A 24,792-nucleotide genomic window follows, 5' to 3' on the forward strand; every position below is an offset into this window, starting at 1 on the left:
GTAAACTTGCGTCAATCTGTCCTCGATGTCCGAATATTTCACACATCAAGAACAGTTTGTGAACGGGCGGGTCGCGTCGGGACGAGCCTTCGGTGCCGCGAAGTCGGGCCACCGCGGGCGGGGCGGTGACCCGACTTCCCTTCGTCCTGGACCGGATGTTCGACGATCCGGGTTACGGCGACACGGCGTCCAGGTGACGCGTCACCGCGGTCTGGCCTTCGGTCCGGTGCGGGCCAGCGACCGCGTGTGCGACCGCGAGCGCACCACCGGCGCGTGCGAGGGCGGGATGGGCAGCGGCTGGGACTCCTGCTGCTGGCGCGGCACCCGGGCCAGCTCGACCGGGTCCGAGAACTGCATGTGGTTCGGTCCCGGCTGGGCGCGCACGGATTCCGCGCCTGCCGACGTGCCGCGTGCCGGTTCCGAACGTGCCGGTTCCGAGCGCGCCGAGTCCGAGCGCGCGACCCCGGACCGGACCGCTTCCTGGAGCAGGGCGTTCTCCAGTCGCAACGCCTCGGACCGCACGGCCTCGAACCGCATCGACTGCTCCGACCGCGTCGGCTGGGACCGCCTCGGCGCCTCGAAGTGCACCGACTCGGTGCGTGGCGCCTCGAACCGGACCGACTCAGGGCGCGGCGCCTCGAACCGGACCGACTCGGTGCGTGGTGCCTCGAACCGCACCGACTCCTGGATCCGGTTCGGCGCCGCCATCGGACCGGCCGCCGCGACCGGCACCGGTTGCGCAGGCGGTGCCGGTAGCACCGGTGGGGCGGGCGGCGGGTTCATCGCCACCGGGTCCTGCTGGGGCACCTGCTGCGGGCGACGCCGCTGCGGCCCATTGTCGGTCACCCGGTTGTGCCGCCACAGCTCCGTCGACAGCTTGATCATCGCGGTCGGCGCGTCCAACCCCACCATCCCGACCAGGCGGCCGTCGTTGATGAACCCGGTGATGGTCCGGTGGTCCTTCTGCGAACCGGCCAACGTCGTGGTGTCCGTGCCCATCGCGGGCAGCCCGGACCCCTGGATGCGCATCCCGTACTGCTCGGTCCAGAACCGGGGTACTGGGGTGAACGGCCGCGAATTCTCCCTGCCCGCCAACAGGTTCTCCGCGGCCGCCCGCCCCATTTCCACCGCGTTGAGCCAGTGCTCCACCCGACGCGGTTGCCCTCCGAACCGGAGGTTCGGCCACCGCGCGACGTCACCCGCGGCCACGATGTCGGTCCCGCCGACCACGTGGCACGTGGGGTCGCACAGCACACCGTCCTCCAGCACCAGACCCGACCCGCGCAGCCAGGCGATCGACGGCGAGGCGCCCACCGCGATCACCACGACCGCGGCGAAGAACACCTGCCCGTCGGAGAGGTGGATCGCCACCCCACCCGCCTGGCGCACCCAGTGCCGGATCTTCACGCCCATCGCCATCCGGACACCGCGCACCCGGTGCGCCTCGGTGACCGTGTCGGCGATGTTCTTGCCGACCGCGTTGCCCAGCAACGTGGACGACCGGCTCACGATGGCCACGTCACGGCCCATCATCTTCACCGACGCGGCCATCTCGCAGCCGATGAGGCCGCCGCCGACGACCACGATCAGGCCCTGCGTGGAGTTGATCGCCTGCTTGATCGCGATCGCGTCGTCCACCGTGCGCAGCACGTGGATGCGCGGGTCCTGGCGCGGCGCGCCCGCCAAGTGGCGCGGCTCGACGCCCGTCGCGATGATCAACCCGTCGTAGCGCAGCTCCTCACCGCCGGGCAAGCCCACCACGTGCCGGTCCGGCTCCAGGTGCGTGGCCGCGGTGCCCAGCCGCCACACCGCGTCCAGCTCCCGGCTGATGGTCAACCGCAGGTCGGACGCGATCAGCTCGCCGTTGATGGCCTCCTTGGACAGCGCGGGCCGGTGGTAGGGCAGGTGCCGTTCCGCGCTCACGATGGCGATCTCGCCGCGGAAGCCGAGCTCCCGCAGCCGTTCGCCCGCGCGCAGCCCGGCCAACCCGCCACCCGCGATGACCACGCGTTCCTCGTTCTTCACCGCACACGCTCCCGCAGTTCGATCGCCCGCATCGGGCAGGCACGCGCGGCGGCCCGCGCCTGGGCGAACTGCTCAGGTGGTGGCCTGCGCTCGTACCGCAGGCGCTCGTCGTCGACCAACTGGAACAACCCGGGCGCCTCGGCCTGGCAGATGCCGTAGCGGTGGCAGCGCTCGTTGTCGACGCTGATGTCCAACGCGCTGCCGCCCGCGCCGTCCGGCTCGGGCTCGAAACCGGGCTCCGGCTCCAGCATGCCCAGCCGCACCAGCCAGTCCGGCGGCAGGAAGCGGGCGATGGCGATGGTCGCCGTGGGGATCAGGATGGTGAGGCCGGCCAGCCACAGCACGGCCAGGTTGCCGTTCGCGATCGCGCCGAACCAGGAGTGCACCACGGTGACGGTGACCGCGACGTAGGCCAGCTGGTGCAGCCTGAGCCACTTGCGGTAGTAGACCTTCTTGCGCAGACCCGCGGTGACCGCGATGGTCAGCATGATCTCCAGGCCGAGGGTGCCCAGGGCGTGCCGGAACAGGCCGCCGTCGTAGAACGGCACCAGGACCTTCAAGTACGAGAACGCGCCGAGCTGCAACAGGGTGAACGAGATGGCGTGCAGCGACCCGAACGTCAGGGCCATGGTCGCCAGCACCATGTGGCTGTTGCGCAGCCCCTGTCTGCCGGAGATCTTGTTGGCCCAGCCCGTGGCGATCAGCACGCCCCAGCACAGGGTGGCGCACATGGTCGCGTAGGCCAGACGCGCCGAGATCTGCGCGACGTGGCGCACTCCGGCGTCGTGGTCGCCGCCGGTCGCCTGGGCGATCAGCAGCGGAACCTGGGTGAGCACTGGTCTTACCTCCGAGATGGCGGGAGAGAACTCGCAGGCGGTGGGAGGGGTCGACCCGTGGCCGACCCCGCGGGGCCGGCCCTCGGGGGCCGACCCGCCCGGCCGGCCGCGCAGGAGTGGTCACGACCTGCCGGGCGGGTTCGAGGGTGTGGAAGTCTCCGCGCGATGGGAGACGCGCTGTAGGTGCGAGTGCGTTTTCAGACCTGGCGAACCACCTCCTCTCACTTGACGTTGCCGCGAGGCCGCAGCAGGCGCAGGATCCCGATCGTCACCACCGCGCCTGCCAGGCACATGAGGAGCACGACGAGGGGACTCGGGCCGTCCGACGGGATCTGCGCCGCCGCGCGCACCGGGTCGGCGTCGACCGCCGCCGCGGGCGCCGCACCGGCGGCCACCGGCTTGGACAGGCCCATGTCGGTGACCATGTTGGTGCTCTCCAACAGGGTCATGTGCTTGAGCACGATCTGGTTGCACACCTGGGCGAACTGCCGGATCGCCTCGTTGCGGGTGGTGGCCCGCACCGCCGCGATGGCCGGGAAGATCGAGCCGTGCGCGGCGCGCAGCCGGTTGGCGAACGAGTCGTCGAACGCCGCGCCCGTGCGGGACCGCATCTCCGCCATCCACGACTGCTGGTCGGCGTTGGCCTCGTCCGGCAGCGGCACGCCCATCTGGGACGCCAGCCGCACCACCCGTTCGTCGAGGAACGTGTGGTCACTGGCCAACTGCGCGCCGACCTCCTTCACCCGCGTGCTGGCCGCACGGGTCTGCGCCTCCTCGCCCATGGGCATCTCCCACAGGCCGGCCAGCCGCACCTTGACCAGCAGCTCCTTGTCCGAAGCGGTGATCGGGCCCAGGGGTGTCTGCTCCACCGGCCCCGCACCGGGCGGGTCGTCGGCGTGCGCCACACCGGGCAACGCGGGCAGCACCAGCAGGTTCAGGGCCAGCACGACCGCCGCGAAACGCTTGGCTGACATGGGGTTCTCGTCCTAGTAGCCGTCGCCGGTGGACGGTTGGCCGGGCGCGGCGCCGTCGTTGGCCTGCGCCTTCTTGCCCTCGGGCGTCACCGCGAACCACGCGCCGCCCTTGCCCTGCCCGGCGAGGTCGCCCGCCTTCTTGTCGCCCGCGTACCGGTACAGGGGCCAGCCGGCCAGCGTGACCTGCTTCTTACCGTCCGCGCGGGCCACCGAGCCCACCAGCGTCGGGTCGACGCCCGAGGTCATGGTGTGGTCGCTGACCAGCACCGGCGGCCACATCTTCAGGCACTCGCCGTCACAATTGGACTTCGCCGGTTTCGCGGTGTCCTTGTCGTAGCGGTACAGCGCGAAGCCGCCCGCGTCCGCCACGAACCACCCGACCTGCTTCGACTCGGTGGCCGACAGCATCTGGTGCGGCTCCTTGCCGAATTCCGGCTGCTGTTGGAGAGTCGTCGAACCGGAACCGGCGCCGGCCGCGGGGTTCTGGTTGGCAGCGTTGTTGATCCCGGCCGCGCCACACGCGCTGACCAGCATCAACGCCGCTGCCGCCGGAGCCAGCAGCAACGCCTTCGCCGAACGTCGACTTCGCATCCTTGGTCCTTTCTCCTGCTGGCGGGTCCGCCGAAAGGCCTAAGGACCGGCGAGACCGGGTCCGAGCCTTTGAAGCGGATACCGTGGAGTACGGACACGATGCGATGACGGTTCACGAACAAATCAACGACTTTTTTTGCGGCCAAACCCTCGACGCGGCGGCCTCCGGCGCGCTTGGATGCTCGGCGTGGCGCGGCACAGACGCAGCACTTCCCCCCAAAGAGATCACAGTTGGCCGGACTTGAGTCTGGAAGACGAGCTGATCCGCAGGCTCTACCAGGAGTTCGGCAGCGCGCTGCTCGGGCATGCCATGAGGCTGACCGGCAGCGACCGGCAGTGGGCAGAGGACATCGTCCAGGAGACGCTCGTACGGGCGTGGCGCAACGCCGAGAAGCTGGAGCGGGACCCCGTCCTGCTGCGCTCCTGGCTGTTCACCGTCGCCCGGCGGCTGGTCATCGACGACCGTCGCAAGCGGAGCGTCCGACCGCAGGAGTCGGAGTTGACGCCGTCCGACGAGGCCCCGCAGCGGGACGAAGCGGACCGCACGCTGGCGGCCATAGTCGTAGCCGAAGCGATGAACGGACTGACGGAGGAACACCGGGAGGCTATTCTCGAGACGTACTTGAGGGATCGGACCGTCGGGGAGGCCGCAGCGGTGCTCGGGGTACCGCCCGGCACGGTGAAGTCCAGGGTGTATTACGCGCTTCGCGCCCTGCGGCGTGCTTTGCAGGATCGGGGCTGAACAGGTGACTTCGCTGCCGAACCACATCGACGTGGCGGCGTACGTCCTCGGTGTCCTCGATGAGGACGAGGTCGACGCGTTCGAGAACCACCTCGCCCAATGCCGTCGATGTGCGCTCGACCTGCGCGATTTCGCCGAACTGCCCGATCTGCTCGACGAGGCCGACGCCAACGGCATGCTGCGCGCCAACGCGGGGGAGCGGCCCGACGGCCGTTCGGTGCGCGCGATGCTGGACTCGGTCTCGGAAACCAGGGCGCGCAAGCGCCGCAACGTCGCGCTGCTGGCCGCCGCCGCCGCGGCGGTGCTCATCGCGGTGACCGCGGTCGTGTCGGTGAACGTCGCCGCACCGTCCGACTCGGTCGCCGGTTCCTCGTCCACACCCGCGGTGCCGGAGCAGTCCAACGTGGCGAAGGGCGCCCCGGACGCCTCCGGCACCATCACCCGCACCGATCCCGCGACCGGCGTGTTCGCCCGGCTCTCGGCCAGCCCCGAGCCGTGGGGCACGTCGTTGCAGGTCGAGGTGAAGGGCGCCAAGGGGCCCACCCGGTGCGAGCTGGTGGCGAAGTCGCGCACGGGCGAGGCGATGGTCATCGGCTCGTGGCTGGTGACGGCGTCGGGTCCGAGCAAGGACCCGGTCACCCTCCAGGCCTCGGTGGGCATGCGCTGGCACGACATCTCCGAGTTCGTCGTGCGCGACACCAAAGAAGGCGCCACCCTGGTCCGCCTACCAACCTCCTAACCCCCACCCCTTTCCACCCCCACCCCACCCGGCCTACCTGCACAACGCGCGAGTCGTACCTTCAGAACGCGCGTGTCCTACGTTCAGAACGCGCGTGTCCTACGTTCAGAACGCGCGTGTCCTACGTTCAGAACGCGCGTGTCCTACGTTCAGGACCCCCGAGTTCAACGCTCAGGACGCGCGCGGCGCACCACCGTTCAAGACCGGCACCACCGGCACGGCGTTGGATCCCGCCAGGGGACGGCGCCGTGCCGTCGTGTGAGGAGGTCTCGGTGGAGGTCGGTTTCGTCGGTCTCGGCATCATGGGTCAGCCGATGGCGCTCAACCTGGCCCGGTCCGGCCGGCCGCTCGTGGTGTGGAACCGCTCGCCGCACCGGACGGAGCCGCTGCGCGCGGCGGGCGCCCGGGTCGCGCGGACCCCGGCCGAGGTGTTCGCCGACGCCGAGGTCGTGATCCTCATGCTCGCCCACGAGGGCGCGATCGACGCCGTCCTCGACCGCGGCACGGAACGGTTCGCCGACCACGTCAACGGCCGCACCGTCGTGCACATGGGCACGACGTCCCCCGGCTACTCGCGCGGCCTCGCGGCCGACGTCCGCGCCGCCGGCGGCGACTACGTCGAAGCCCCGGTCTCCGGCTCGCGCGGCCCGGCCGAGGCCGGTGAACTGGTCGCCATGCTCGCGGGCGACCCCGAGGCCGTGGCCCGGGTGCGCGAGGTGATCGCGCCGATGTGCGCCGAGGTGGTGGACTGCGGCCAGTCGCCCCACGCCCTGCTGATGAAGCTGGCCGTGAACCTGTTCCTGATCACCATGACGACCGGCATCGCCGAGGCGTTCCACTTCGCCGAACGGCACGACCTGGACCTCGGCACTCTGGTCGAGGTGCTGGACAAGGGCCCGATGGCCAGCAAGGTGTCCCGCGCGAAGGCCTCGAAGCTCCTCGCCGACGACTTCGAGGCCCAGGCGGCGGCCCGCGACGTGCTGACGAACAACCAGCTGATCGCCGACGCCGCCCGTGCCGCCGGGGTCGCCTCACCGCTGCTGGACGCGTGCCTGGCCCTGTTCACCCGGGCGGTGGAACTCGGCCACGACAAGGAGGACATGATCGCCGTCGTGCACGCCTTGCGGGAACGCTCAGATCTGGCGCAACCCCATCAGGACGCGTTCCATCAACTCCAGTGACGGCCGGCCCTTGTCGTCGATCGCGTGACCCTCGTGCACGTTGATCAGGCTCATGTCCGACATATCCGCCAACAGCACGCGAACCACGCCGAGCGGCAATCGCAACGTCGCCGCCACTTCCGCGACGGAATGCGGATTGCGGCACAGATCGCTGATCACGCGGTGTTCCGCAGTTGACGTGAGGGCGTCTCGCGCCGCCCTTTCGTTCGTCGTCACGATGGTCTCGATGGCCAGCGTCGTCGCGGAGCGAGTACGCCCGCCGGTTCTGGTGTAGGGGCGCACCCGGAGGGTCGACACACCAGCTCCTCAAAGCGGTCGGCGTTGATCTTGGTCGCGCGGCGTCAGGTTCGCTGACGCCGGTAGACCCTACGAGTGATCACCGCTCCTGTCTCGGTTTTCCCGGCATGTGGGAGAGTCGGCGTGTCATCGCGACGGTCTGTGCCCGGTCGCTTCCGGGCGGTGTCCGAGGCCGTGCCGGGCCTGTGCGCAGGCGTCGGATGATCGGGTCGCTTCACCTCCCGTTCGCCCGCCGTTCGGCTCCCGATCGCCGCGGACGGGCGTCCGCGGCGATCGCCGGGGTCCACCTGATCGTCGCGGGATTCTCGATCACGCCCACTCCGAGGAACACTTCGCGGGGATTGGGGTGCGGAGATCCCGCAACCGCCTCCGGGAAATACCCCGACCACGATTCCGGGGTCATTCCCGACGCGCCGCCACCCGCCGATCCGCCACATTTGCTCCCGTGACGGCGAGCGCCGTCCGGGCAGAGGGGTGGAGGACCGGTGACGGGCAAGGCAGGGGCCGCCGCGAGAGCGGTGGACGTGTGGAAGTCCTACGGCACGGGGGAAGCCGCGGTCACCGCGCTCGCGGGGGTGAGCGTCGAGTTCGACCGCGGCCGGTTCACCGCGATCATGGGACCGTCCGGGTCGGGCAAGTCGACGCTCATGCACTGCCTGGCCGGACTCGACGTGATCGACTCCGGTGAGGTGTGGATCGGCGGCACCAGGGTCGACGGCCTGGGCGACAAGGCCCTCACCGACCTGCGCCGCAACCAGGTCGGCTTCATCTTCCAGCAGTTCAACCTGCTGCCGACGCTCACCGCCGAGGAGAACATCACGCTCCCGCTCGCCATCGGCGGCCGGAAGGTCGACCGCGACTGGTTCGACGTGGTGATCGACACCGTCGGCCTGCGCGACCGGCTCACGCACCGGCCGACGCAGCTGTCCGGCGGGCAGCAGCAACGCGTGGCCTGCGCCCGCGCCCTGGTCGCCCGACCCGACGTCGTGTTCGCCGACGAACCCACCGGCAACCTCGACTCGCGCTCCGGCGCCGAGGTCCTCGGCTTCCTCCAGCGCTCGGCCCGCGACTTCGGCCAGACCGTCGTCATGGTGACCCACGACCCGAACGCCGCCTCCTACGCCGACCGCGTCATCTTCCTGGCCGACGGCCGGATCGTGCGCGAGCTGCACGAACCCACCGCCGCCGCCGTGCTCGACACCATGAAGTCCCTCGACGACGACGACCGGCTGGTCGTGGCCTGATGCTCAAGGCAACGCTCAAGAGCGTGCTCGCACGCAAGCTGCGGCTGGTCCTGTCCGGCCTGGCCGTGGTGCTCGGCGTGATGTTCGTGTCCGGCTCCTTCGTGCTGACCGACACGCTGGACCGCTCGTTCAAGGACCTCTTCGCCTCCGTCTACTCCGAAGTGGACGTCCAGGTCGCGGTGCGGCCCAAGGTCGACGAGGACGACCCCGAGGCCGCGCTCGCCGGCACCCTGACCGCCGACGACGTCAAGACCGTCGCGTCGGTCGACGGCGTGCGCAGCGCGGTCGGCGACGTCGCCGGCTCCGCCCGACCCATCGGCGAGAACGGCAAGGTGCTCACCACCTCCGGCGCGCCACGCGTCGGCATCGCCTGGCGCGACGACGGCCAGGAGGAACTGCGCGAGGGCACACCACCCCGACGCGACGACGAGGTGGCCATCAGCGCCTACCTGGCCGAGACCGGCGGCTTCCAGGTCGGCGAGCAGATGTCCGTGCTCACCCTGGAACCGAAGCGCACCTTCACCGTCGCCGGGATCTTCGGCTACCCCGGCAACCGCGACTCCCTGGGCGGCGAGCTCACCACCGCGTTCACCGAGACCGCGGCCCAACAGCTCCTGCTCGGCACCCCCGGCGCGTACAGCACCATCACGGTGCTGGCCGACGAGGGCGTGTCACAAGCCGTGCTGCGCGACCGCGTGCAGGCCCAGTTGGGCGACGCCTACCAGGCCAAGACCGGTGAGCAACTGGCGAGCGAGTCGGCCGACGAGATCGGCGAAGGGCTCGCGTTCTTCAACTACGTGCTGCTCGGCTTCGCGGGCATCGCCCTGTTCGTCGGCATCTTCATCATCCTCAACACCTTCTCCATCATCGTCGCGCAACGCACCCGGGAACTGGCGCTCCTGCGGGCCATGGGCGCGAGCCGCAAGCAGATGATCGCCTCCGTCGTGATCGAGGCGGTGGTCATCGGCCTCGTCGCCGCCGTGGTCGGCCTGGGCGCGGGCATCGGCGTCGGTGCCCTGCTGGCGAACCTGTTCAGCACCCTCGGTGGCGGCAGCCTGCACCTCGCGGGCATCTCGGTGCCCTCCTCGGCGATCATCTCGTCGTTCGCGGTCGGCATCGTCGTCACCGTGCTGGCGGCGCTGCTGCCCGCCGTGCGCGCCTCCCGCATCGCACCGGTCGCCGCCCTGCGCGAGGCCGCCACCCCGGACCGGCCGCTGACCAAGCTGACCGTCGCGGGCGGCGCGCTGTCGCTGGTCGGCGGGGGGATGCTCGGCCTCGGCTTCGCCGACGGGACGCTGTGGCTCATCATGGCCGGGCTGCTGGTCTCGTTCGTCGGCGTCGCGCTGCTGACGCCGCTGATCAGCAGGCCCGTCGTGTCCGTGATCGGCAAGCTGCTCGCCTGGTCGGTGCCCGGCACGCTCGGCCGGCGCAACTCCGCGCGCAACCCCCGCCGCACCGCCATCACCGCCGCCGCGCTGATGGTCGGCATCGCCCTGATCACCGGCGTGAGCGTGGTGCTCACCTCCGCCACCACCAGCATCACCAAGGTCGCCGACACGCAGATCAAGGCCGACCTCATCATCTCCGGCGAAGCGACCAACGGCCAGAACGGCGGCACGTTCACCGCCGACCGGATGGACCGGGTGCTCGCCACACCGGGCGTGGACACCGGGTTCGGCTGGTACAACGACCGCGTCCTGATCGACGGGCAGGTCAAGTTCGGCACGCTGGTCACCGACGTGCCCGCGATGGAGCGCATCTTCGGGCTCAGCACCACCAGCGGCACGATCGCCGACCTCCGCGACGGCGAGATCGGCCTGGACGAGGCCACCGCCACCGCGCTGAACCTCCGCCAGGGCAGCACGGCGGCCGTGCAGACGACCAAGGGCGGGCAGCGCACCTACACGGTCGCGTTCGTGCTGGCCAAGAGCGTGGTCATGACCGACGCCGTCATCCTGCCCCGGTCGGCCGTCGACGAGCTCGCGCTGCCGCAGATCAGCAGCGCGTTCATCAAGGCCGACCCCGGCGTGAACGTCGCCGACCTGCGCAAGGGCATCGAGCCGCTGTTCGCCGACAACCCCGAGGTGTCCGTGCAGGATCTCGGCTCGTACGCGGAGCAGCAGGCCGCGCAGCTCGACACCGTGCTGATCATGATCCAGATCCTGCTCGCCCTGGCCATCCTCATCGCGGTGCTCGGTGTGATCAACACGCTGGCGCTGTCGGTGATCGAGCGGACCCGTGAACTCGGGCTGCTGAGGGCGATCGGAATGCGCCGCGCGCAGGTGATGCGGATGATCACCGTCGAGTCGGTGGTGATCTCGGTGTTCGGTGCGCTGCTCGGCCTGGTGGTGGGCACCGCGCTGGGCGTCGCGGCGGTCCGGGCGTTGGCGGACCAGGGGTTCACCGACCTCGGCATTCCGTGGGCGCAGCTGGGCAGCTACCTCCTGATCGCCGCCGTGGTCGGCGTGGTCGCGGCGATCCTGCCCGCGATCCGCGCCGCCCGGTTGAACGTCCTGCAGGCCGTCTCCTACGAGTGACGCGGGCGCGCCGCTCCCGGTGTCCGCCGCCCGATCGGTCCACTGAGGACCGGTCGGGCGGCGACCGTGGACTGATCAGGCGGTGACCGTGGATCGGTCGCGCAGCGACCCGTCGGGCGGCGACCGGTCGGGCGGCGACCGGTCGGGCGGCGACCGGTCGGGCGGCGACCGGTCGGGCGGCGACGTCACCGGGGCCGGATCGCGGTCGGCAGGGTGAACTGGATCGTCTCCCGGGCCGTCTCGCGCACCTGGACGTCCCACGCGCCCAGCGCCTCGACCACCTCGTCCACCAGCCGCGGCGGCGCCGACGCGCCCGCGCTCACCCCGACCACCCGCGCGCCGTCCAGCCACTCCGCCCGGATGTCGGACGCGTCGTCGACCAGGTGCGCGCGCGTGCCCGTCCGGCGGGCGGTCTCCACCAGCCGCACCGAGTTCGAGGAGTTCTCCGAACCGACCACCAGCACCAGGTCGGCTTCCTGCGCGATCTCGCGCACCGCGTCCTGCCGGTTCGTGGTGGCGTAGCAGATGTCCGCCGCCGACGGCCCCCGCAACGCCGGGAACTTCTCCCGCAACGCGGCCAGCACCTCCGCCGTCTCGTCTACGGCGAGCGTCGTCTGGGTCAGGTAGGAGACCCTGGTCGGGTCCGGCACCTCCAGCGCCGCCACGTCCGCGATGGTCTCCACCAGCACCATCTGCTCGGGCGCCTCGCCGAGCGTGCCCTCGACCTCCTCGTGCCCGGCGTGCCCGATCAGCACCACCGTGTCGCCACGCGCCGCGTACCGCTTCGCCTCCGCGTGCACCTTCGTCACCAGCGGGCAGGACGCGTCGACCACCTCCAGCCCCCGCCGCGCGGCCTCCTCCCGCACCGCGGGCGACACCCCGTGCGCGGAGAACACCACGACCGCGCCGTCCGGCACCGCGTCCAGCTCGTCGACGAACACCGCGCCACGTGCCTCCAGCTCGGCCACGACATGGGTGTTGTGCACGATCTGCTTGCGCACGTGGACCGGTCCACCGCGCTGGTCCAGGAGGCGGTCGACGATCTCGATGGCGCGTTCGACCCCGGCGCAGAACGACCGGGGCGAAGCCAACAGCACTACGGGTAAGGCCACGGCGCGGCTCCTCGTCGGATCTGGGTGTCTCGTCAGGCCGGCTGTCGGGATTCGGAGGGTGCGGAGGGTGTGGAGGGTGGGTGGCGGGGCAGGGGTTGGTTGCCGGCCTCGTTGTTTCAACCGACGTTTCACCGGGGCGATAACGGCGTTTTCGTTGCTCCTATTTTTATCTTCACTCGTTCGTGGTTCCTGTCCGCAGAGGAACCCCAGGTCAGAAGCTGTTTGGGGTCGTGCGGACCTCAGTGGTCACGGCGAGTGGCCAGGCGGGCGACGGCTTCCAGTTCCTGGGCGGCGCGCTCGGCTGGTCCGGCGGCACGCAGGTGCTCACGAGCGCGGACGAGGAGGTCGTCGGCGCGGCCCTGTGCCCAGGCGCGGGCGCCCGATTCCTCGATCAGCTCCGCCGCACGCGCCAGTTCGGCCGGGGTGAGCTGGTGCTCGGCGTGGTAGAGCGGGTGCAGTTCACGGCCGGCGGGTGTGTCCGAGGTCAGCGCGGCCACCACCGGCAGGGACTTCTTGCGGTTCTGCAGATCCGAGTACACCGGTTTGCCCGTCACCTCCGGGTCGCCCCAGATGCCGAGCAGGTCGTCCACGAACTGGAACGCCAAGCCGACCCGCTCGCCGAACGACCGCAGGTGCTCCACCTGCTCCGGCCGACCGTCGCCGAACAACGCGCCCAGCGCGCACGACGCGCCCAGCAGCGCACCGGTCTTGCACTCGGCCATCCGCACGCACTCCGCCAACCGCACGTCGGCGCGCTCCTCGAAGGCCAGGTCCGCGCTCTGCCCGTCCAGCAACCGCTGCACCGCGCCCGACAGCACCCGGATCGCCTGCTGCGCCTGCGGGTGGCCACTGCCGGCCAGCACGTCCGTCGCCAGCGTCAGCAGCGCGTCACCGGCCAGGACCGCCGGGTTCACGCCGAACACGTGCCACGCCGTCGGCCGGTGTCGCCGGGTCGTGTCGCCGTCCATGACGTCGTCGTGCAGCAACGAGAAGTTGTGCGCCAGCTCCACCGCCACCGCGGCCGGCAGCGCCGCGTCCACCGCGCCGCCCACCGCCTGCGCGCCCAGCAGCGCCAGCGCGGGCCGGATCGCCTTGCCCGCGTCCGCGCCCGTCGGCCTGCCGTGCTCGTCCCACCAACCGAAGTGGTAGCCCGTGATCGTCCGCATGGAGTCGGGCAACCGGTCGACCGCGGTCCGCAACGCCGGGTCGACCCCGGCACGGCTCCAGTTCAACACCTCGCGCGCGGACCGGTGATCGAGGCTCACGTCCAGGTCGGTCATCGCCACAGCTCCTGTTCGGGGGGAAGCGCCCGCCTCCGGAGGATCGGCGCCGGCCGCACGGGCGCGGGAGGAAGGGCAGGGAGAAAGCGCAGTAGGAGACGCGCAGAAGGGAACGGGCTCGGGAGAACGGTAGAGGGGACGGGCACGGGAGAGCGGCGGGGGAGCGCCAGGGGAGGAGCGCCAGGGGAGGAGCGGCAGCCGGGCGTGGTGGCCCGGCTGCCGTCGACTCCGGTGTGGTCAGGACCGACCGATCTCCACGTGTTCGAGGATGCCGAGCGCGTCCGGCACCAGCACCGCCACCGAGAAGTAGGCGCTGACGAGGTAGGACACGATGGCCTTCTCGTCGATCCCCATGAACCGGGCGTTCAGGCTGGGCTGCACCTCGTCCGGGATGCCCGGCTGGTGCAGGCCGATCACGCCGCTGTCGTCCTCGCCGATCCGCATGGCCAGGATCGAGGTGGTGTTCTGCGGCGAGATCGGGATCTTGTCCGACGGCAGCAGCGGCACACCCCGCCAGGTGACGACCTTCGTGCCGTCCACGTCCGCCGTCCCCGGGTACACGCCGCGCTTGCTGGCCTCCCGGCCGAACGCGGCGATCGTGCGCGGGTGGGCCAGCATGAACGCCGTCTTGCGCCGCCGGGACACCAGCTCGTCCAGGTCGTCCGGGGTGGGCGGGCCGCCCCGGGTGTGGATGCGCTGCTTGAGGTCCGCGTTGTGCAGCAGCCCGATCCGGCGGTTGTTGAGGATCTCGTGCTCCTGCCGCTCGCGCAGGGCCTCGATGGTCAGCCGCAACTGCTGCTCGGTCTGGTTCATCGGGTGGTTGTAGAGGTCGGCGACGCGGGTGTGCACCCGCAGCACGGTCTGCGCCACTTCCAGCTCGTACTCGCGCGGCGCCAGCTCGTAGTCCACGTACGTCGCCGGCAGGTCCGGCTCGCCCTCGTGGCCGGAGGCGATCTCGATCGCCGCCTCGCCGTGCTTGTTCTGCGGCTTGCCCGCGCTGTGCGCGAACGCCTCGATGTGCGCCCGCAGCGCGTCCGCCCGGTCCCCGAGCCCTTGCACCGACTGCCACGACAGCACCAGGACGGTGACCGGCGTGATCGCCTTGACGGTGTAGTCCCAGGTCAACTCGTCGCCGTACAGCACCTCGTCACCGAAGTGGTCGCCGTCGGCCAGCGTGCCGAGCACGGTCTGGTCGCCGTACTGGCCGCGCCCGATCTTGCTCACCTTGCCGTGCGCGACCAGGACGACCTCGTCGGCCCGATCACCCGAGGTCACCAGGAGCTGGCCGGGCTGGAACTCGCGCTGCCGGCACCGGTCCGCCAGCGCGATCAGGACGTCGTCGTCCGGGAAGTCGCGCAGCACCGGCAGCTCGCGCAGCTCCTGCGGGATGACCCGGATGTCGGCACCGGTGTTGGTGAAGCTCACCCGCCCGTCGCCGACGGCGTAGGTGAGGCGGCGGTTGACCCGGTACGTGCCTGCCTGGGTGGCCACCCAAGGCAGCTTCCGCAGCAGCCACCGTGGTGAGATGCCCTGCATCTGGGGGGTGGACTTGGTGGTGCTCGCCAGGTTCCGCGCGCTCGCGGTGCTCAGGCTCTGCCGCTGCTGCTCGGCCTCTTCGGGTGCGAGGCCGGGGTCTGTCACGGTCACGTCAGCTGCCCAATCTGGTCAGGGGGATCGTCAGTCTTCGCGGCCGAGTTCCACGTGTTCCAGCACGCCGATCGCGTCCGGCACGAGGATCGCGGTGGAGTAGTAGGCGCTGACGAGGTAGGAGATGATCGCCTTCTCGTTGATGCCCATGAACCGCACGTTCAGACCGGGCTGGTACTCGTCGGGCAGGCCGGTCTGGTGCAGGCCGATGACGCCCTGGTTGTGCTCGCCGGCGCGCAGCAGCATGATCGAGCTGGTGCGGGTCTTGGTGAGCGGGATCTTGTTGCACGGCAGCACGGGCACACCGCGCCACGCGGGCACGTGGTGGCCGTTGAGGTCGATGGTCGACGGGTAGATCCCCCGCTTGGTGCACTCGTTGCCGAACGCCGCGATGACCCGCGGGTGGGCGAGGAACGCGGTCGGTTCCTTCCAGACCGTGGCCAGCAGGTCGTCCATGTCGTCCGGGGTCGGCGGGCCGCTGCGGGTGTGGATGCGCTGCTTGAGGTCCGCGCTGTTGAGCAGCCCGAAGTCGCGGTTGTTGACCATCTCGTGCTCCTGGCGCTCGCGCAGCGCCTCGATGGTCAGCCGCAACTGCTGCTCGACCTGGTCCATCGGGTGGTTGTAGAGGTCGGCGACGCGGCTGTGCACCCGCAGCACGGTCTGCGCGACGCTGAGCTCCAGCTCGCGCGGCGCGACCTCGTAGTCGACGTACGTGCCGGGCAGGTCGGGTTCGCCGTCGTGGCCCGAGGCGATGTCGATCTCGGCCTCGCCGTAGGCGTTGGACCGGCCCTCACCGGCCGCGAACATCCGCTGGATGTGCGCGCGCAGCCCGCCCGCCTCGCCGTTGAGCCGCTCGAACACGTCCCACGGCAGCACCAGGGCGATGACCGGCGTGACGGCCTTGTACGTGCGGTCCCACTCGCCCTGGGGTCCGGCGAGCACCTGGCCGCCGAAGTGCTCGCCGTCGGCGAGCGTGCCGAGCACGGTCTGGTCGCCGTACTCGCCCTGGCCGATCATGTTCACCTTGCCGTGCGCGATGAGGTAGACCGCGTCCTGCGGCTGGTCGACCTGCACGATGACCGCGCCCGGCTCGTACTCGCGCTGCTCGAACCGGTCGGCCAGCGCGGCCAGCGCCTCGACGTCGTCGAAACCGCGCAGCAGCGCCAGTTCACTCAGTTCCTGCGGGATCACCCGGACGTCGGCGCCGATGTTGGTGAACGTCAGCCGCCCGTCGCCGACGGAGTAGCTGAGCCTGCGGTTGACCCGGAAGGCACCGCCCTTCGCCTCCACCCAGGGCAGGAGCTTGAGCAGCCACCGCGAGGTGATGCCCTGCATCTGGGGAACCGACTTGGTCGTCGTCGCCAGATTCCGCGCCGCCGCCGTGCCGAGGCTGAGTCGAGGTCGTTCGGTGTCCAAGTCCGAATCGGTCACAGTCACCGCGTCACACCGCCAATCGGAATTCGTACATTGGTCCGGGTTGACGGTAGTGAGCCTGAACGGGCCACGGGAAGCGGCCGATGTGACGACCCCCCTGAGGGTCAATCAGCCCTCTTGTGCGTACTCACCGTGGACGTTGTCCACCCCGCAAGTAATTAACGGGTGATCTTCCAGTGCGGTGGAGGGTTTATTCTGCCCGACCGGGAATCACTAGCTCAATGATCGTAACGGATTTCACTGGAAAGTGCCGTTGACGCCTGCGCGACCAATCCCTGGGTGGTCATTCCGCAGGTTTGCGGGCCAAAATTCACTCGCACGTGGGTACGACGACACGCGCGGTGCCGGCGTGGAGCCGACACCGCGTCAACGGATGTGGAACGGGCGTGGCGCCGCGGTCGACCGCGACGCCACGCCCGGGTCTGCCGACCCGTCGCTCAGACCGAGTGCGGGCAGGTGTCCCGGTAGTCGGAGATCAGCGAGCTGTCGGGGGGCGAGGGGCACAGGAACTGCTCGTAGCGGGTGTCGTTGTCGATGAACCGCTTGAGCCACGCGATGCTGTACTTCGCGATCGTCGTGTTGGAGCTGTTGGGCGCGAAGTGGCTGGCGCCGTTCAGCTCCAGGTACGCCTTGTCCAGGGTGGACGGCAGCGAGGTGTAGAACGGGATGGAGTGCGACGACACGGACGCCACCGAGTCGTCCTCGGCGCCGACGACGAGGGTCGGCACCGAGACGCCGCCCCAGCTCTTGTCGGTGTGCCACGCGGTCAGCGGGATCGCCGCCTGCAGGGCGGGGCGCCGCTCGGCGGCGCGCAGGGTGCCGCCGCCGCCCATCGAGTGCCCCATGACGCCCAGGCGGCTCGCGTCGATCCGGCTGCGCACCGAGCTGCTCCCGGTCAGGTAGTCCAGCGCGGCCAGCAGCTGGCTCGCCCGGCTGTCGGGCTGGTCGTAGCGGCTGTTGGTGTCGATGGTGAACACCACGAACCCCTGCGACGCGATCCGCGGGCCGAGCCACGACATCGTGGACTGGCTCGCGGTGTAGCCGGGGGACACGGCGATGGCGCCGAACGTGCCCTCGGCCGTGCTGGTCGGGTAGTAGATCGTGCCGCCGCCGAAACCGGAGACCGACAAGGAGGACACCGTGGTGGTGGCCGTGGCGAACGGGCCGCGGGACGCCTCGATGCTGGAGTTGGTCGGCGCGGGACCGCGCCGGTACTCGACTTCGGCGTTCGCCGGCGTCACGCCGACCAGGGACAGGGCCAGCGCCGGGATCAGCGCGGGGATCAGTTTGCGGAGTTGCACGTCGGTGTACACCTCGCTTGGCAGGGAACTACGGACAGCGATGACCCTGCGCCACCGGGTGAGCGCTCCGCATCGGTGCAACCACCGGTCCGGGGCCGAAAACTAACGCTGGTAGATAATTTTTCCCCGAGCCCTTCCGCTCGCCGTGGACCTCCGGACAGACTGGCCGCATGCTGCGCGGACGTGACCGGCAGCGCGTCGCCGTCGACGCGTTGCTCGCCCGCGCCCGCGCCGGTCACGGCGGGGCGCTGGTGCTGCGGGGCGGCCCGGGGTCGGGCAAGACCGCGATGCTCGCCGCCGCACGGCAGGCGGCCGCCCCGACCGACCGCGAAGTGCTCCTGTGCGTCGACGACGCGCACCTCCTGGAGGACACCGACTGGCTGGTGGAGCTCGCCGCGAACGCCGCCGACGAGCCGGTGGCCCTGCTGGTCGCCACGGAGGGCGGACCGCTGGGCCTGCCGTGGGTGCGGCTGGACCCGCTCGACCACGGCGACAGCCTGCGCGTGCTGCGCGACCTGCGCCCCGGCCTCGCGCCGGGGCTGGCCGACGACGTCGCCGACCTGGCCAGGGGCAACCCGCTCGCGCTCACCGAGCTGGCCCGCGCGCTGACCTCCGAGCAGCTCGGCGGCACCGCGCCCGCGCCGGACGCGCTGCCCGAGGACAGCTCGCTGCGGGCCAGGTTCAGCGCCCGCTTCCACGCCCTGTCCCCGCAGGCGAGGCACGCGGCGGCGCTGAGCGTGGTGGACGACGAGGTCGACGCCGACGCCCTGGCCCGGCTGCCCGACCTCGACCTGGCCGCGGTGGAGGAGGCCGCCGCCCTCCTCGACGGCGGCCCCCTGGTCCGGTCCACGCTGCGCACCGAGATCCCGCTGGCCCTGCGCTACGCCGCGCACGCCGCCCTGGCCGAGCACCTGCCACCCGGCCCGCGCCGCACCTGGCACGAGGCCGCCCGCGCGCCCGGCGGGCGCGACGCGTTCGCCGAACGCCTGGTCGACGCCGCGAGCCGGTCCCGCCGCTGCGGCGACTACCCGGCCGCGGCCCGGGACCACGACCGCGCCGCCGCGCTCACCACCGACCCGGACGCCAGGGCGCGCCACCTGGTCGCCGCCGCCACCGACCACTGGGCGTCCGGTGCGCCCCGCCGGGCCCGCGTCGCACTGCGCACCGCCGCCCGGCTGACCGACAGCGGCGAGCTGCGGGCCCGCACCGAGCTGCTGCGCGGCGGCATCGACCTGGGCAACGGCCTGCCCGACGTCGCGGTGCGCCGGCTGCTGCACGCGGCGGGCGAGCTCGTCGGCACCCACCGCTCGCTGGCCATCACCGCGCTCGGCTTCGCGGGCGAGGCGGCCAGCATCGCGGGCGACCACGCCCGGTACGCCGAGACCGCCGCGTTCGCGGCGAGCCTGCGCCGACCCGACGAGCCGGACGACACGCGGATCACCCTGGACCACCTCGCGGGCATGGCGGCCACGTTCGCCGGGCGGCACGAGGAGGCCCTGCCCGTGCTGCGCTCGGTGATCGAGCTGGCCGAACGGGTGCCGCACCCGCAGGCCAAGATCTGGGGCGGCCAGGCCGCCTACACCCTCGGCGACGCGTCCAGGGCGCACGAGCTCGCCACCAGCGCGGTCACGGCGGCGCACGAGCACGGGCTGACCGCCCTGGTGCCGTGGGCGCTGGTCTACCGCGCGTTGTCGGCGTTGCTGCTGGACCAGCACTCGGCGGCGTTGTCGGCCGCGTTCGAGGGCGTGCACGCGGCCACCGCCGTCGGCCAGCACAACGCCGTGGTCGACCACCTGACGATCCTCGCCCTGGTCGCCGCCCTGCGCGGCGACACGGAGACCGCGGTGCACCGCATCGACGCCGCCGCCGAGCAGATCGCCGAACGCGGGCTCGGCCGCTCCGGCACGTTCGGCGCGTGGGCGTTCGCCTGCGTCGACCTCGTGCTGGACCGCCCGGCCGACGCGCTGGACCGGCTGCGGCTGATGGCCGCCGGGTCGGGCGGCGTGCACACCGGCATCAAGGTGATGGCCGCGCCGCACGTGGTGGAGGCCGCCGTCGGCTGCGGTCGGCCGTCCACCGGTGACCGGGCGCTGCGCCGGTACGAGAAGTGGGCGGGCACCACGGGCAGCGCGGCGCGGCTGGCGCTGTCGCACCGCTGCCGCGGCCTGCTCGCCGAGGGCCCGCGCGCCGACGAGCACTTCCGCGAGGCGATCAGGCTGCACCGGGCCAGCGGCACCGCCATGGAACTGGCCAAGACCGAGCTGTTCTACGGCCACCGGCTGCGGCGCGACCGCAAGCCGCGGGTCGCGCGCGACCTGCTGCGCGACGCGGTGAAGATCTTCCAGCGCTACGACGCCGACCGCTGGGTCGTCCGCGCCCGCGCCGAGCTGCGCGCGGCGGGCGAGGCGGTCGGGCCGACCCAGGCCGACCGGACCGCCGACCGCGCCGCCAACCGCGCCGCGGGCCGCTCCGACGTCGACCCGGCCGCGGGCCTGACCCCGCAGCAGGCGCAGATCGCCCGCCTGGTCGCCGAGGGCGCCACCAACCGGGAGGTCGCCGCCCGGCTGTTCCTGAGCCACCGCACCGTCGAGCACCACCTGCGCAACATCTTCGCCAGGCTCGAGGTGCGGTCCCGGGTCGAGCTGACCCGGATGCTCGACTGATCAGGAGGATTGGTGCGACAGGACTACCGGCACTGGCAGCGGATACCGACCCGGTGGCACGACAACGACGTGTACGGGCACGTGAACAACGTCGTGCACTACGCCTTCATGGACACCGTGATCAACACGTGGTTGATCACCGAGGGCGGGTTGGACATCCACCACGGCCAGGCCATCGGCCTGTGCGTGGAGTCCCACTGCAACTACCGCGCGTCCATCGCGTTCCCCGAGGCGGTCGACGCGGGTCTGCGGATCGGCCACCTCGGCCGCTCCAGCGTCCGCTACGAGGTCGGCTTCTACCCCGAGGGGCGGGACGAGGTGGTCGCCGAAGGGCACTTCGTGCACGTGTTCACCGACCGCGGGACCCGCAAGCCGGTGGCCATCCCGGCCGGTGTGCGCGCCGCGATGGAAGGGCTGGTGGTGGCGTGAGGACCAGGGGCGCGGTGCTGACCGCGGTGGGCGGTCCGCTGGAGGTGCTCGACCTCGACCTGGATCCGCCGGGCGCGGGCGAGGTGCTGGTGAAGGTGCACGCCACCGGGTTGTGCCACTCCGACCTGTCGGTGATCGACGGCTCCCGGCTGCGGCCGCTGCCGATGCTGCTCGGCCACGAGGCCGCGGGCGAGGTGGTCGAGACCGGGCCGGGCGCGTCGGACTTCGCCGTCGGCGACCGGGTGGTGCTGTCGTTCGTGCCCGCGTGCGGGTCGTGCCGCCGGTGCGTGTCCGGGCGGCAGGCGCTGTGCGAACCGGGTGCGGCGGCCAACCGGGAGGGCACGCTGCTCGGCGGAGCGCGGCGGCTGAGGCTGCCCGACGGCACGCACGCGCACCACCACCTGGGGGTGTCCGGGTTCGCCGAGTACGCCGTGGTGTCGGAGAAGTCGGCCACCCGCGTGCCCGCCGACCTGCCGTTCGAGATCGCCGCCCTGTTCGGCTGCGCGGTGCTCACCGGCGCGGGTGCCGCGTTCTACAGCGCGGCCGTCACGCCGGGCGACCGGGTCGCGGTGTTCGGGCTCGGTGGCGTGGGGCTGGCCGCGCTGCTCGCCGCACGGGCGGCGGGCGCGACGCAGATCGTCGCGGTGGACGTGGTGGCGCACAAGCGCGAGCTCGCCCGCAAGCTCGGCGCGACCCACGACGTGGCCGGTGGTCCGGACGCGGTGGAGGAAGTGCGCTCGTTGACGGGCGGCGGCGCGGACAAGGTCATCGACACCACCGGTGTGGCGGCCGTGCTGGAGCAGGCGTACCTGGCCACCGGCGCCGGCGGCACCACGGTGACGGTGGGCCTGCCGCACCCCGACCGCACCGTCTCGCTGCCCGCGTTGAGCCTGGTCGCCGAGGAGCGGACGTTGAAGGGCAGCTACCTCGGCTCCTGCGTGCCGCGGCGGGACGTGCCCCGGTTCGTCGACCTGTACCGGGCCGGTCTGCTGCCCGTCCAGGAACTGCTGTCCGGACGGCTCGCGCTGGACGAGATCAACACCGGGTTCGCCCGTTTGGCGTCCGGAGAAGCCGTCCGGCAGGTCGTCGTCTTGTGATCACCCAGCCGGTACGGTTGCCCGGATCGGGTGACGGCTAGGCAGAGGAGTGGTCGGCGGTGCGCAGACGGTCGATGCTCGCGGGTGTGGCGACAGCGGTGGGCGGCATGATCGCGGGCGGTGGGTCGGCGGGGGCCTCGGGACGGACGGGTGCGCTGAGCCTGGCCGACTACCGGCTGGTCAACCTGGCGCACGTGAACGACCCGGACCGGACCAACGTCTACCCGGGCGACCCGGCGTTCACCCTGACGACCGTGACCACGGTGCCGGAGCACGGGTTCTACCTGCAGTACGTGCAGCAGGGGGAGCACACCGGCACGCATTGGGGCGCGCCCGCGCACTTCAACGACGACCAGCCGCACGCCGACGAGCTCGACGCCGAGGACCTGTTCCTGCCCGCCGTCCGGATCGACGTGCGGGAGCAGGCCGCGCGCGACGCCGACTACGAGGTGAGCGTCGCCGACCTGCAGCGGTGGGAGAGGCGGCACGGCCGCATCCCGAACGAGGCCGCGGTCGTGCTGTGGACCGGGTGGGAGGAGCGCTGGGGCACCCCGGCGTTCTTCAACTTCGACGCCGACGGGCAGATGCACCAGCCCGGGTTCTCGCTGGCGGCCGTGCGGTGGCTGGTGGACACCGGCCGCCTCGGCCGCCGGGGTGCGCTGGGCACGGACACGTTCAGCCCCGAGTCGGCCCTGGACGTCGACTACCAGGTGTCCAAGCTGCTCTACCGGGAGCACCGGATCAGCCTGGAGATCCTGGCGAACCTGGCCGCGCTGCCGCCGACCGGCGCGCACGTCCTGGTCGGCGGCACGGTCAACCGACGTGGCTCCGGCTCGCCGGCCAGCATCTACGCCTTCGTGCCGAAGGTGACGCGCTAGTGCCGTGACCAAGAACGTTCACGGTGTTGGCTGACACGCCGCCCGGGCTGACGGCCGGGCGGCGTCGTGGCGTTCAGGCTGTGGTGGTGGCAGATCCTGTACGTGTACGGCGGCTGAGTGATCAGGAAGGTCAGCAGTTGCTGCGAATTACTCGCCGGGGTACCGGTTCACCGATCCGATTACGGCGGGCGATGGTGGTGCTCGCCTCGGCCGGCGGGAACACCGTGCCGGCGATCGCCCGGCTCGTGCAGGCCGACGAGGACACGGTCCGGCAGGTCATCCACCGGTTCAACGAGATGGGCATGGCCAGCCTGGACCCTCGGTGGGCGGGTGGCCGTCCCCGCCTGATCAGTCCTGACGACGAGCAGTTCGTCGTCGCGACGGCCAACACCCGCCCTTAAGCGTTGGGGCGGCCGTTCACCCGGTGGTGCATCCGTAAGCTCGCCGACTACCTCACCACGCAGGCCGCCCATCCGATCGAGATCGGGCGGGAACGGCTGCGGCAACTGCTGATCAAGCACGGGATCACCTTCCAGCGGACCAAGACCTGGAAGGAATCCACCGACCCGCAACGCGACGCCAAACTCGCCCGCATCGACTACATCACCAGCAACTTCCCGCAGCGGGTATTCGCGTTCGACGAGTTCGGTCCCCTCGTCATCCGCCCGCAGGCCGGCACCGGCTGGGCACCCAAAGGACACCCGCATCGGCTGCCCGCGAACTATCACAAGCTGCATGGCGTCCGGCAGTTCCACGGCTGCTACAGCGTCGGCGACGACCAGCTCTGGGGCGTCGTGCACCGCCGCAAAAGCGCCGCGAACACCCTCGCGGCGCTCAAGTCGATCCGCCGAGAGCGGCCGGACGGCGCACCCATCTACGTCATCCTGGACAACCTGTCCGCGCACAAAGGCAAGAAGATCCGCCCGTGGGCGGCCTGTAGCAAGGTCGAGCTGTGTTTCACCCCGACCTACGCCTCCTGGGCCAATCCGATCGAAGCCCAGTTCGGGCCGCCGCGCACCTTCGTGATCGCCGGCTCGAACCACCCGAATCATCCTGCGCTGATCCGCCACCTGCATCGATACCTACGCTGGCGCAACGCCAACGCCCGCCACCCCGACGTCCTGGCCGCCCAACGCCGCGAACGCGCCCGCATCCGCGGCGAACGACAACGACGCTGGGGCCAACCCGCACCCGAGCAGCCTGACCACAACACCTCAAACACTCATGGTCACGGTGCCGTCGAAGGCGCCCGCACGTCGCGAACCATGCGAATCTCCCGCACGCCGTCCTCGACCTGGGCCGTCCCGTCGGCAACGAAGCCATGCTTGCGGTAAAACGCCTGCGCGCGAGGATTCGGATCGGCGACCCACAGCGCCGCGGACTCCGCGGGGTCGATCACGGCCTGCAACAACGCTCGCCCAGCACCAGTGCCGTGGTGAGCTGTATACACATAGAGCACATACAGCTGCCTCGCCCACACCGCCGCAGCGTCCAGCGGCGGACCCGACATCGCGATCCCGATCAACTCGCCCTCCCGTTCGGCCACAGCCGCCCGGTTCGCGCGATATCGCTCGTCAGTCAAAGCAGCAGTCCAAAACCGCTCTCGAACAGCCGGGAAACTCGGATCATCAAGGACTGCATCCGACATGATTCCCCGATAGGTCTCCTGCCAGCACCGAACATGCACACATGCCATCTGGGCGACGTCCTCGACCCGGGCCGAGCGAACAGTCAGCGAGGAACCCACCGCGGAATCGTAGACCGCGCTCAGATGCTCGCCGAACC

At 71.2% G+C, this 24,792-nt stretch carries 22 protein-coding genes; 11 read left to right on the forward strand and 11 right to left on the reverse strand.

Going from position 1 to position 24,792, the window contains the following annotated elements; all coding sequences use genetic code 11:
* Positions 1-201: 201 nt before the first annotated feature.
* The 4 genes from AB0K14_RS14210 to AB0K14_RS14225 all read right to left on the reverse strand — a co-directional run bounded on the left by AB0K14_RS14210 (position 202) and on the right by AB0K14_RS14225 (position 4,426).
* Positions 202-2,025 (reverse strand): FAD-dependent oxidoreductase, encoded by a 1,824-nt coding sequence (locus AB0K14_RS14210; RefSeq protein WP_360450621.1) that lies wholly within the window; start codon positions 2,023-2,025, stop codon positions 202-204.
* Positions 2,022-2,861, reverse strand: coding sequence for a ferredoxin (locus AB0K14_RS14215; RefSeq protein WP_360450623.1), 840 nt, complete (start codon positions 2,859-2,861; stop codon positions 2,022-2,024). Before AB0K14_RS14215 ends, AB0K14_RS14210 begins: the two co-directional genes overlap by 4 nt.
* Before the next feature lie 221 nt (positions 2,862-3,082).
* On the reverse strand, positions 3,083-3,835 hold the full coding sequence (locus AB0K14_RS14220) for a DUF4142 domain-containing protein (protein ID WP_360450626.1): 753 nt from the start codon (positions 3,833-3,835) through the stop codon (positions 3,083-3,085).
* A 12-nt stretch (positions 3,836-3,847) separates the two neighbouring features.
* Positions 3,848-4,426, reverse strand: a complete 579-nt coding sequence (locus tag AB0K14_RS14225) for a hypothetical protein (RefSeq protein WP_360450629.1) — start codon at positions 4,424-4,426, stop codon at positions 3,848-3,850.
* A gap of 178 nt (positions 4,427-4,604) precedes the next feature.
* Between AB0K14_RS14225 and AB0K14_RS14230 the strand changes: the two genes are divergently transcribed.
* From AB0K14_RS14230 to AB0K14_RS14240, 3 genes are all read left to right on the forward strand, one after another.
* Complete coding sequence (locus AB0K14_RS14230; RefSeq protein WP_360450632.1) at positions 4,605-5,168, forward strand: sigma-70 family RNA polymerase sigma factor; 564 nt, start codon at positions 4,605-4,607, stop codon at positions 5,166-5,168.
* Positions 5,169-5,172: 4 nt separating this feature from the next.
* On the forward strand, positions 5,173-5,907 hold the full coding sequence (locus AB0K14_RS14235) for a zf-HC2 domain-containing protein (protein ID WP_360450635.1): 735 nt from the start codon (positions 5,173-5,175) through the stop codon (positions 5,905-5,907).
* 272 nt (positions 5,908-6,179) lie between these two features.
* On the forward strand, positions 6,180-7,088 hold the full coding sequence (locus tag AB0K14_RS14240) for an NAD(P)-dependent oxidoreductase (RefSeq protein WP_360450638.1): 909 nt from the start codon (positions 6,180-6,182) through the stop codon (positions 7,086-7,088).
* Here AB0K14_RS14240 and AB0K14_RS14245 read toward each other — a convergent pair.
* The gene (locus AB0K14_RS14245) at positions 7,041-7,385 is read right to left on the reverse strand and encodes a DUF742 domain-containing protein (RefSeq protein WP_360450641.1); all 345 of its coding nucleotides are present in this window, start codon (positions 7,383-7,385) and stop codon (positions 7,041-7,043) included. The genes AB0K14_RS14240 and AB0K14_RS14245 overlap by 48 nt on opposite strands.
* Positions 7,386-7,870: 485 nt before the next feature.
* On the opposite strand from AB0K14_RS14245, the gene AB0K14_RS14250 reads away from it, so the two are divergent.
* Together AB0K14_RS14250 and AB0K14_RS14255 are read left to right on the forward strand one after the other, a co-directional pair.
* Complete coding sequence (locus AB0K14_RS14250; protein ID WP_360450643.1) at positions 7,871-8,629, forward strand: ABC transporter ATP-binding protein; 759 nt, start codon at positions 7,871-7,873, stop codon at positions 8,627-8,629.
* Positions 8,629-11,166 (forward strand): ABC transporter permease, encoded by a 2,538-nt coding sequence (locus AB0K14_RS14255; protein ID WP_360450646.1) that lies wholly within the window; start codon positions 8,629-8,631, stop codon positions 11,164-11,166. Before AB0K14_RS14250 ends, AB0K14_RS14255 begins: the two co-directional genes overlap by 1 nt.
* A gap of 185 nt (positions 11,167-11,351) precedes the next feature.
* On the opposite strand, the gene ispH is transcribed toward AB0K14_RS14255, so the two are convergent.
* From ispH to AB0K14_RS14280, 5 genes are all read right to left on the reverse strand, one after another.
* Positions 11,352-12,278, reverse strand: coding sequence for a 4-hydroxy-3-methylbut-2-enyl diphosphate reductase (gene ispH / locus AB0K14_RS14260; RefSeq protein ID WP_360450649.1), 927 nt, complete (start codon positions 12,276-12,278; stop codon positions 11,352-11,354).
* A gap of 239 nt (positions 12,279-12,517) precedes the next feature.
* A complete protein-coding gene (locus AB0K14_RS14265) occupies positions 12,518-13,558 on the reverse strand; it encodes a family 2 encapsulin nanocompartment cargo protein polyprenyl transferase (RefSeq protein ID WP_360450652.1) in 1,041 nt (346 codons plus the stop codon).
* Positions 13,559-13,795: 237 nt separating this feature from the next.
* A complete protein-coding gene (locus tag AB0K14_RS14270; protein WP_360450655.1) occupies positions 13,796-15,205 on the reverse strand; it encodes a family 2B encapsulin nanocompartment shell protein in 1,410 nt (469 codons plus the stop codon).
* A gap of 30 nt (positions 15,206-15,235) precedes the next feature.
* On the reverse strand, positions 15,236-16,642 hold the full coding sequence (locus AB0K14_RS14275) for a family 2B encapsulin nanocompartment shell protein (RefSeq protein WP_360450658.1): 1,407 nt from the start codon (positions 16,640-16,642) through the stop codon (positions 15,236-15,238).
* Positions 16,643-17,076: 434 nt separating this feature from the next.
* Positions 17,077-17,901, reverse strand: a complete 825-nt coding sequence (locus AB0K14_RS14280) for an alpha/beta hydrolase (RefSeq protein WP_364338128.1) — start codon at positions 17,899-17,901, stop codon at positions 17,077-17,079.
* A gap of 209 nt (positions 17,902-18,110) precedes the next feature.
* On the opposite strand from AB0K14_RS14280, the gene AB0K14_RS14285 reads away from it, so the two are divergent.
* The 6 genes from AB0K14_RS14285 to AB0K14_RS14310 all read left to right on the forward strand — a co-directional run bounded on the left by AB0K14_RS14285 (position 18,111) and on the right by AB0K14_RS14310 (position 24,341).
* The gene (locus tag AB0K14_RS14285; RefSeq protein WP_360461071.1) at positions 18,111-20,603 is read left to right on the forward strand and encodes a helix-turn-helix transcriptional regulator; all 2,493 of its coding nucleotides are present in this window, start codon (positions 18,111-18,113) and stop codon (positions 20,601-20,603) included.
* A 12-nt stretch (positions 20,604-20,615) separates the two neighbouring features.
* Complete coding sequence (locus AB0K14_RS14290) at positions 20,616-21,032, forward strand: thioesterase family protein (RefSeq protein WP_360461068.1); 417 nt, start codon at positions 20,616-20,618, stop codon at positions 21,030-21,032.
* The gene (locus tag AB0K14_RS14295) at positions 21,029-22,129 is read left to right on the forward strand and encodes a zinc-binding dehydrogenase (RefSeq protein WP_360461065.1); all 1,101 of its coding nucleotides are present in this window, start codon (positions 21,029-21,031) and stop codon (positions 22,127-22,129) included. The genes AB0K14_RS14290 and AB0K14_RS14295 overlap by 4 nt, the downstream gene beginning before the upstream one ends.
* A gap of 59 nt (positions 22,130-22,188) precedes the next feature.
* Positions 22,189-23,007, forward strand: a complete 819-nt coding sequence (locus AB0K14_RS14300) for a cyclase family protein (protein WP_360461062.1) — start codon at positions 22,189-22,191, stop codon at positions 23,005-23,007.
* A gap of 137 nt (positions 23,008-23,144) precedes the next feature.
* Positions 23,145-23,408, forward strand: a complete 264-nt coding sequence (locus AB0K14_RS14305; protein ID WP_360461059.1) for a helix-turn-helix domain-containing protein — start codon at positions 23,145-23,147, stop codon at positions 23,406-23,408.
* Between the two features lie 3 nt (positions 23,409-23,411).
* Positions 23,412-24,341, forward strand: a complete 930-nt coding sequence (locus AB0K14_RS14310; protein WP_360461056.1) for an IS630 family transposase — start codon at positions 23,412-23,414, stop codon at positions 24,339-24,341.
* Here the strand turns inward: AB0K14_RS14310 and AB0K14_RS14315 are convergent.
* Positions 24,236-24,754, reverse strand: a complete 519-nt coding sequence (locus tag AB0K14_RS14315) for a GNAT family N-acetyltransferase (RefSeq protein ID WP_360461053.1) — start codon at positions 24,752-24,754, stop codon at positions 24,236-24,238. The genes AB0K14_RS14310 and AB0K14_RS14315 overlap by 106 nt on opposite strands.
* Positions 24,755-24,792: the final 38 nt, after the last annotated feature.

The sequence above is a fragment of the Actinosynnema sp. NPDC050801 genome (assembly GCF_040673975.1).
Lineage (GTDB): Bacteria > Actinomycetota > Actinomycetes > Mycobacteriales > Pseudonocardiaceae > Actinosynnema.